Source organism: Dyadobacter sp. LHD-138, from assembly GCF_030929615.1.
Lineage (GTDB): Bacteria > Bacteroidota > Bacteroidia > Cytophagales > Spirosomataceae > Dyadobacter.
In genome coordinates this window covers 227,190-236,058 of record NZ_JAVFVU010000011.1, presented here as the reverse complement: position 1 = coordinate 236,058, position 8,869 = coordinate 227,190, and the positions used below count along the sequence as shown (strand labels likewise).

General features: G+C 42.3%; 6 protein-coding genes. 2 read left to right on the top strand and 4 right to left on the bottom strand.

Annotation, left to right across the window (positions count from 1 at the left end):
* Positions 1–185: 185 nt before the first annotated feature.
* The 3 genes from RB622_RS10745 to RB622_RS10735 all read right to left on the bottom strand — a co-directional run bounded on the left by RB622_RS10745 (position 186) and on the right by RB622_RS10735 (position 3,942).
* Complete coding sequence (locus RB622_RS10745) at positions 186–581, bottom strand: DUF2958 domain-containing protein (RefSeq protein ID WP_308046543.1); 396 nt, start codon at positions 579–581, stop codon at positions 186–188.
* A 217-nt stretch (positions 582–798) separates the two neighbouring features.
* Entirely contained in the window at positions 799–1,374 is a 576-nt protein-coding gene (locus RB622_RS10740; protein WP_308046542.1) for a TetR/AcrR family transcriptional regulator, read from the bottom strand.
* 318 nt (positions 1,375–1,692) lie between these two features.
* A complete protein-coding gene (locus tag RB622_RS10735; RefSeq protein ID WP_308046541.1) occupies positions 1,693–3,942 on the bottom strand; it encodes a GH92 family glycosyl hydrolase in 2,250 nt (749 codons plus the stop codon).
* Between the two features lie 284 nt (positions 3,943–4,226).
* Here RB622_RS10735 and RB622_RS10730 point away from each other — a divergent pair, with 284 nt between their 5' ends.
* Together RB622_RS10730 and nfi are read left to right on the top strand one after the other, a co-directional pair.
* Positions 4,227–6,794 (top strand): galactose oxidase, encoded by a 2,568-nt coding sequence (locus RB622_RS10730; RefSeq protein WP_308046540.1) that lies wholly within the window; start codon positions 4,227–4,229, stop codon positions 6,792–6,794.
* 33 nt (positions 6,795–6,827) lie between these two features.
* A complete protein-coding gene (nfi, locus tag RB622_RS10725) occupies positions 6,828–7,544 on the top strand; it encodes a deoxyribonuclease V (RefSeq protein ID WP_308046539.1) in 717 nt (238 codons plus the stop codon).
* Here nfi and RB622_RS10720 read toward each other — a convergent pair.
* A complete protein-coding gene (locus tag RB622_RS10720) occupies positions 7,541–8,629 on the bottom strand; it encodes a glutaminyl-peptide cyclotransferase (RefSeq protein WP_308046538.1) in 1,089 nt (362 codons plus the stop codon). The genes nfi and RB622_RS10720 overlap by 4 nt on opposite strands.
* Positions 8,630–8,869: the final 240 nt, after the last annotated feature.

Below are 8,869 nucleotides of genomic sequence, written 5' to 3'. Positions count from 1 at the left end.
CTCGAAATATTCAAGGATGCCTTCTGGCAAAAGGATACGGACTAAGGCTTGATAGGATTCGTTCAACACAAACGGGATTGGTTCGGGCTACAAAGCAAATAATTTATTTCATTCCCCCCAACTTTTCAGCTTGATCCTGTAAGGTACACATCCAGCATCCTCCCTACACTTTGAAAAAGGATAATTTAATTGAATTCTCGGTCTGCAATCGCTTTGACGGCCCGTTTCAGAATTTCCTCATCACTGGTAATCCTTTTCACCATTTTCGCGGCTTCGAAGTAAACGCTCATAGGATATTGCCCTACGAAATCCTTATCCATTTCCACCATGGGCACTTTAAGCCTGGCATGTTTGATACTTTCGAGATGCTCAATGGAGACGTAACTTAACTCCGGCGTACCCTGGCCAAGGTCGCAAAGACCATAAGCAATATTATTAACGGCATCCAACTCCGACAACAGCCAGATTGCCTTGCCGTATTGAGAATGTAATTTAACTACCGGGGCATGATCTTTCCCAAGTTCATTTTGAACTTCGAAAGCATTCTGGATCATGATCGCTCTGAAATCTTCTGTAATCATTTTTGACATAATCCAAAGATAGCAGCTATAAGAATATTTGACAATTAATAGCGGCACTAATACCGTAACACTTTTTCAATAGCTACCCGTCTCCGAAATAATAATATCAAAAACCAAAAAATTCCCGAACCACGATTTATCAACCCGCTTAAACAAGCAGTCGATAAATAATCAATTCAGGAATTTTCATTCCGTATTTATGCAAATAAAAAAGAAACTAATGCTTAATCATATCGATCAAAAACTGGGCTAGTTTCTCGACTTGTTTCTTATCACGTGACAAAATATAGGTTTGCCACAACCCTGTAAAATTTGCTGCGATAAATTCGGCCAGCAACCTCGGGTCTTTATCCTGCGAAATCTCCCCCACTTTTTTCGCATCGGTTAACAGCTGCTCAAAAAAGTTGACGATATCCTTCCAATTGTTATTGATAATGGAATGAACACTCTGATCAACCGTTGCCAGCTCAAAAGTAGAGTTAACCGCCATACAGCATTTGCCGGTATTGACAGTCGCTTCCACCACACTGAGGATCATATTTTCCACCTTTTCTATCGGCGATGTCCCCAATGCTGCTTCTTTATGTTCCCTTAATTTTTCCGCGGCATAGTTTCCCAGGCACTGCAGATAAAGACTATGCTTATCGCCATAGGTATCGTATATACTCCCCCGATTCAGCCCCATGGTCTGTACAAGGTCCTCCATGGAAGTTGCGTTATACCCTTTTTCCCAAAAAAGATCACGCGCCTTTTCCATCCTTTCTTCCGGGTCAAACTCTTTTCTACGTGCCATACTGCAAATTTACTATTCAGAACGTTTGTTCCAAAATATTTCACGATTAAATCTCTACTCGTTAACAAGCGTTGCTCCTGATTGGTGCGCGCCGTCCGTCATTTAAAACTATCCTCAGGTATAGTGATTTACAGGAAAGCCTCGTTACGCATAGGTGCAAAATAAAATCCGGCATCAGTGTCAGTGATACCGGATTTTCGTGTTTTCCAAAAAGTGGATTTACAGATAAAAGTCAGGGGTAGGAATAGTTTTTATTTAAAAATTCATGACTAATAATAAGAGTCTGTTTACCGGAAAAGGTTTAATGGCGGTCAAAATTTATTTGCCCAATCCCCAGGTTTTATTCGGTTTTGGCCCCATTTCCAGTTCAAGCGTTCCGCCTGTCGTGAGCTGATCATGCGTAAATGAGGGCACATTTAATACTTTCCCATCGAATTTGGCACTTTGGATATACTTGTTGACAACCGAACAATTATTCGCGATCATCCTGAATTTTTTCCCGTTTGGAAGGTCGATCGTAACCTTTTCAAAAACAGGACTGCCAATGGTGTACTCAGGTTTTCCAGGGGTGATCGGGTAAAAACCCATGGAAGAGAAAACGACAAACGCCGTCATACCTCCCCCGTCTTCGTCTCCCGGAATACCAAAAATGTTATCCTTAAACCACACATCCAGCAGGAAACGAATTCTTTTTTGGGTTTTCCAGGGTGCGTCGGTATAGTTGTACAGGTAAGGAATATGAAAACTCGGCTCATTGCCCATGGAATACTGGCCCACCAAACCGGTTGCATCCGGAAATTTGCCCCAGAATTCATATTTGCTGCGACCCAAACCTTCTCTGTAAAGCCGGTCCAATCCGTCCTCAAAACTTTTCTTACCGCCCATCAGACCGATCAGCCCGCTGATATCATGCTGAACCTGCCATTGGTAGGTATAACCGTTATTTTCGTCATAGAAATCGCGACCGCCCATGCCTCCATCGAATTTCGGATCAATCGAAATCCATTCCCCTTTGTCATCTTTCGGAATGAACATTTTTTTGTCTTTATTCCAAAGGTTTTTGTAGTTCAATCCACGGGCGCTAAATATTTTGTAGTCGTTTTGTTTGCCCAGATCTTTCGCCAGTTCTCCAACGGCCCAGTCATCATAACTTCCGCCCAAAGTAACCGCCACGGCCTGGCGCTTTTCAAAAGGATCAACCAGTTTAACGGTTTCCTTTTCGTTGAGACGTAACGCGGGAAAATAGCCTTTGGTACGATAAATATCATCCAGTTCGCATTTAGCTCCGTTTCTCCATGGCAGCATCGTCGCTTCCGTTGCGTTTTTATACATGCCTGCATATGCTTTGGAAACGTCAAAATTCCTCAGCCCTTTTCTATAACCATCCAGGAACGTGACAGAGGAATGGAAACCATTCATACAGGCATGATCACCGAAAAGTACCGGAAAAGTGGGCATCCAGCCGCTTTGTTCGTACATGTTCACAAACGAATTTAACATATCTTCTTCCTGCGCAGGATTCAGGATAATCCGCAACGGATGATGCGCCAGGTAGGTATCCCAGGTCCAGTCATCCGTGTAAAACGGGCGTGTACTGTTGTGGATTTTTTTATCAAAACCGCTGTAATACTGGTTGTCTTCCGAGATATCCACCATACGTTCGTAGGTTCGGTACAATGAAGAATAAAAACTGCGCTTCTGGGCTTCTGTACCGCCTTCAACCTGAATCTGGTTAATTACGTCCCCCCAAACTTTTTCTCCGTTTTTCTTCAATTCCGCAAAACCAGCTGATTTTAATTCATTGTCAAAATTCTTTTTGGCTTGCTCAGGGCTTATGTATGAAATCGCATATTTAAACTCGATCTTTCCCGATTTGTTATCCGGAAAATTAATCCAGGCTTTTACATTTTTTCCTTTCGCGTTTTTTTCGGCTAACGTCTTATCCCCATCCAACAATCCTGTTTTCCCTTTTTCGCTGAAAACACCGTACATATACACTGGAATGTCGTCATGATAGGTTTCGGTGGCGATAATTTCGTGATCGGAAATAAACTTCCACGATCCCTCTCCCCCGTTATACAAATTGAACAAAAGACTTTTCGAGGCTTTTCCCGTAAAATCGAAGCGGTAAATACCCGTTTTTTTACCCGGCGTAAACTCCACCTGTACTTCGTCGTCGATCAGATAAGTGGAATAATACCAGGGTTGGGTAATTTCCAGCTCATGGTCATAAGTCAGTTTTTCCTTATAATTGACCGACGAGATCGGTTTAACAAATGGTTTGATTGAAAATGCCTGTCCCAGGCGATGCGAAACGACGATCAACGGAAAACTCGTGATCTGATCGTCCAGATAATCTTTGCGCTCGGGAAACATCCGCACCATCTGATTGGGCAGCTGAATCGTGGGGCGGGTTGGTTCCAAAAGCTGGCCAACATTTCCCACACGTAAATCAACATATTTAAGATTGCCGGAAACCTCATTTTTCTGCGCCTCCGCATTGAAGTTCATACAACAACTCAGGACTATTAAACTGTAAATTTTAAAGGTTTTAAAAGATTGGATCATACTTTACTAAAATTTTATTTTCTGTAATGGTGCTTATAATGGTAACGATCCTTGTTTGCCTGGTATCGATAGCACATTTGTTGTTAAACTTTTTAATCCGCCCCGATAGCTATTAAAACCACAGACAATTGTTTAACTTTAAATCAACAATGCCATATTTGAAGCACCGGAACCGAAGCGCCAAATAAACACCGACCAATTAAAAAAGGATTAATAATTGATTAACAAAACCCATGATGACTGCCTGAGGGAAATTTTATTCCATTTCTCTCCATCTTATTCCTATGAAATTTAAAATCCTGTTTCTTTTTTTTGTTTTTCTAATGATTCCCGGCTTCATTCATTTTTGTCCGGCGCAATCTTATGGTCTTGGTTTTGACAGTTACGAAGTGGTTCAGGACAAAAGAACAGGCCTAGATTTAAGTCCCGATAACACTTTTTGTTTCAATAATGATTTCGTTTTATCCTTCGAGCTTTCTTTTTTGTCAGATAAAAAAACGTATTTCGGATACATTGTCCGGCTTATCGAAAATGACAAACAGAACATCGATCTGATCTACGATAACAGCACCGATAACCAACATTTCAAACTGGTGATCGGGGATACATTCTCCCGCGTTTCTTTCGATTTCCCAAACCGCGATCTGTACAAAAAGTGGAATAAGGTTACGTTAAAATTCAATAAGCAAACGAATAATATTCAGGTCATTTACGGCGACAAAAGCTTTTCCCAGCCTGTTAAACTATCCGGGGATGGTTGTTTCAAAGTTCTTTTTGGTGCCAATCAATATAAAGATTTCAAGTCGACGGACGTACCGCCGATGAAAATCCGGAACATTGCCATCTCAGAGGATGCCAAAATAAAATTCCGATGGCCGCTTGACGAAACAGACGGGATAAAGGCTACGGAAGAAATTCAGGAAAAAGATGCGCTTGCCGCAAATCCGGTCTGGATAAAAAAGCTGCATTACGAATGGCAACTGGCCAAAACCATCACTTTAAAAGATTACATACGGGTTGGATTCGACGAAAATAAAGGTGTTTTGCACATTGTCGGCAAAGATTCCCTGATCAGCTATCAGGTGGCGGCCAATAAGTCTGTTTCCGTTAAACAGGAAGCCGGAACACAACCTGTGTATGTTGATAACCAGCTGCTTTTCGACAAGTTAAACGATAAGCTTTACCACATCTACATTGACGAAAAACAGGTTTCCACATTTGATTTTAAAACGAACCGCTGGGATAAAAGCGGCATAAAACCAGTGGATAAAACGCATTTTATCCATGCAAACAAGTTTTATTCGCCTTCTGACTCTGCCGTTTATTTGCTGGGAGGTTATGGACATTTGTCATACAAAAAGAATATCCAGCGCTATCATGTGCCTTCCAAAACCTGGACGGACCTTCATTTAAAAGATTCGCTCTTCACACCAAGGTATCTGGCGGCGCTGGGGGCGGCAAAGGATGGCGCGTATATACTGGGAGGATATGGCAGCTCAACGGGGCAGCAAATGCTGAATCCCCGCAACTGGTATGACCTGCTTTTTTTCAACGCCAAAACCAGGATGTTCAGAAAACTTTACGAGCTCAAATTGCCGAAAGAAGATTTCGTTTTCAGCAATTCGATGATCATTCATGAAAAAGATAACTCCTTTTACACCCTGATCTTCCCGAAGGATAAGTTCAATTCGGAGTTGCAGCTGATCAAAGGCTCGCTTACCGGGCCGGATTTCAAAATGGTTGGGTCCAAAATCCCTTACCAGTTTGTCGATATCCAGTCGTACGCCGATCTGTTTTTCGATTATTCCAGTAACCGATTTGTCGCCGTGACGTTGTATCTGGGAGAAAATAACCTGACAAAAGTTTCCGTTTATTACCTGAATGCACCACCGTTGGAATCCGTTGCCCCTGTTGCCGAGGCAAAAGCAGCGCATGAAAAAACATTTTGGCTGATTGGCGGTTTGCTGTTACTAGGCGCACTGGCTTATGTTTATTTGAATTATTACAAAAAGAAAAAAACAGTAGAATCTGCCATTTTGCCCAATTCCGTGCCTGCTGCATCTGTTGGTACTTCTGACGCGGACGTCGTTGCTCTTGTGGATGACAATTCGGGAATCACCAACGAGTCGCTTCACAGCAGCATCTTTTTGTTTGGGAATCTTCAATTGTTTGACGAAGAAGGGAACGAGATCACAAAACAGTTCAGTCCGTTGGTTAAGGAGCTTTTTCTCGTGATCCTGCTTTATTCCATTCGCTGGGAGGGAATCAGCTCTGAGAAATTGAAGGAACTGCTCTGGTTTGACAAGCCGTCGGAAAGTGCGCGTAACAACCGCTCGGTGAATATCGCGAAGCTGAAAGGGATATTGGATAAAATGAAGTATTGCCAGGTTTCAAAGGAAACCGGCTACTGGAAAATAAAGATCGATTATGAAAAAATACATGTCGACTATACCCATTATCTGACGCTGATCCGAAATAAAAAGGCGCTCAACAAGCAAAGTATTATGGAACTGGCCGATATTACCAAACGCGGAAATTTTCTTTCCAATGTGGAATATGAGTGGCTGGATACTTTCAAATCTGAAATTTCCAATGAAATTGTAGACACCTACCTCCGCTTTGCCGCTACCATAAAAATTGCTGATGACCCAGAATTTTTGGTCAAGCTGGCGAACTACGTTTTTTACTTTGATCCGGTAAACGAGGAAGCGATGATTATCAAGTGCAAAGCGCTGGCACATTTGGGTAAACATTCTCTGGCAAAAACTACATACGAGAACTTTGCCAGAGAATATAACCGGATTTACGGTGAAGATTTCCAAAAGGACATGCCGGAAGTTTTACATTCCTGAGAACCGCTTCATCATATTTCATTTGACAACCTTATGGAAGAAGATGATTTGCAGTACGACAATCTGAATCTGGCTGAAGCCAAAGCCATTCAGTCCGCGTTGCGTGACAGGATTCAGATAACAGCCTTAACAAAACCTATCCTGACGATTGCGGGTGCGGATATTTCACTGAACAGATTCAGCAAAACTATTTTTGCAGGCATTGTCGTACTTCGTTATACGGATTTGCAACCGGTCGCCTATTCACTCGTAGAAAGCAAAACGACGTTTCCTTACATACCCGGTTTCCTGGCTTTTAGGGAAGTACCCGCTTTGGTCCAGGCATTGGCACAGATGCCAGTCCGCCCGGATGTGATGATGATTGACGGCCACGGCATCGCGCATCCGAGAAGGATGGGTATTGCTGCCCACTTCGGCGCATTGACCGGTATCGCAACGATGGGTTGTGCAAAAAATATATTGTACGGCAAATGGCAGGAACCTGGCATTCACAAAGGCGATTTTTCGTCGATCACAGCGAAGGAAGAACTCATTGGCTATGTGTTTCGCTCGAAGTTCCGGACAAATCCCGTCTTTATTTCTCCCGGAAATAAAATGAGTTTGCAGGACAGTCTGGATATTGCCCGTCGCTGTGCAGGGCGATATCGTTTACCGGAACCGACGCGGAGAGCACATGAATTTATGAATTTGTTCCGGACCCAAAAATTGAAGGAGGGTTATCATGAACTACCTCCTTCCCTTATACTTTAATTTTTAGCCAGGGCTTTTCGGTCACTTTTGACTGCGCCGGAGATTTTCACTTTAAACAAAGTAGGCCAATTTTTGCCGGTAATATAAAAGGCATCTTCCATCGGCTGGTAGGCAATACCATTCAGTACACTGGATCCGGTTTGATCCACCTCAACCGGAATGATTTTCTTCATATCCATATTACCAACAACTTTTCCTGTTTTCAGATCAATCTGAACGATCCGGTCCGTTTCCCAGACATTGGCAAAAACATAACCGTTTACATATTCGAGTTCGTTGATTTTTATAAGAGGCCCTTTGTCATCATAAACCTCAATTTCGCCTGTCTTTTGAAAATCTGCGTTATAGAAATACAGTTTATTTGACCCGTCGCCCATGATAATGGTCGTATCATTATGGGTCATCCCCCAACCCTGTGTATAATAGGTGAAGGTTTTATCCAGCGTAAAATCCATGTTATAACGGAAGCCCACACCGGTTGTCCAGGTTAGCTGATAAATTTTATCATTGAAAATAGTCATCCCCTCGCCAAAATATTGATCGCTCAGTGGTACTGACTTAACCGTCGCACCGGTTTTTAAATCGATTTTCAATAAAAGCGATTTTCCATTTTCTCCGGTGCTTTCATATAATTCCCCTTTATAAAATTCCAGTCCCTCGGTAAAACTCGTTTTTTGATGCGGATAAGAAGACAAAACCGAATAGGTCATTTCTTTCGGCTTAACATCTGATACCAACTCCACGGATAGCGTATCCGCGAAGGCTTCCTTCGTTTTGGTCGTACCGCTTACAATCAGTTTTTTCCAACCTGGCTTTTCAGAGTCTGCCTTCACAAAAACTGAATCCGAAACCTGTTTGGCATCCGGTATTACTGCGCCATTCCATTGCACTTCAAATTTGTGGACGGCCTGCGAAAATCCTACGGCAATGGAATCTCCGATTTGAAATCTGCTTTTTGTAAGAACAGCCACCGGAATTTTTTGTACAGCTTCGGGATTTGATTCTGCCTTTTTCTCCTGCTTACAAGAAAACACGGCCAGGCCTATGCATATAACAAGAAGAAAATGTGTGCTACGCGTATTCATAAAAGGTGTTTTACAATTTGGCTGCAATATGGGTTAAATTAAAAGTTAGTGCAAAAAACACCACGGCTTTTGTGTCGCGAAATATCTGATCACATTTCGTTTGTCTGATTCTAAGCATATGTGGTAGACATATTGCCAGAATAGTACAGCATGATCCATGACGACTTCTACTCCACTTTGTCATGTTGGACCAATTAATTTATTTCCAATAGTTATAATCAGTTGGATCACAAATGTCGG